The organism is Paraburkholderia sp. RL17-373-BIF-A (assembly GCF_046030175.1).
GTDB lineage: Bacteria > Pseudomonadota > Gammaproteobacteria > Burkholderiales > Burkholderiaceae > Paraburkholderia.
Genome location: NZ_JARESO010000496.1, coordinates 1 through 313, shown reverse-complemented (window position 1 = coordinate 313; position 313 = coordinate 1). Strand labels below are relative to the sequence as shown.

Annotated in this window: 1 protein-coding gene; it reads left to right on the top strand. The window is 59.7% G+C overall.

Features of this window, described 5'->3' with window-relative positions; translation table 11 throughout:
- The coding region (locus tag P0D80_RS51525) for an ATP-binding protein (protein WP_459252790.1) at positions 1-313 on the top strand (313 nt) is incomplete at both ends.

Below are 313 nucleotides of genomic sequence, written 5' to 3'. Positions count from 1 at the left end.
GTCAGCGCGAGTTGCAATTCTGATGAGTCAATGCGCGTTATCCACGACCGCAAGCTCGCCTATACCGACTTCCTGACGCTGCTCATCCAGGACGAGATCGCACGTCGCGATCATCGCAAGCTCGACGCGCGCATGCGCCGCGCAAACTTCCGTGGCCAGAAGACACTGGAAGGTTTCGACTTCGACCGCCTGCCGAATCTCAATCGTGCTGTCGTTCACGATCTGGCGACCTGCCGCTTTATCGATGAGAAGGTCAGCGTGCTGATCGCCGGTCCGTGCGGAACGGGCAAATCCCATCTGGCGCAGGCACTGG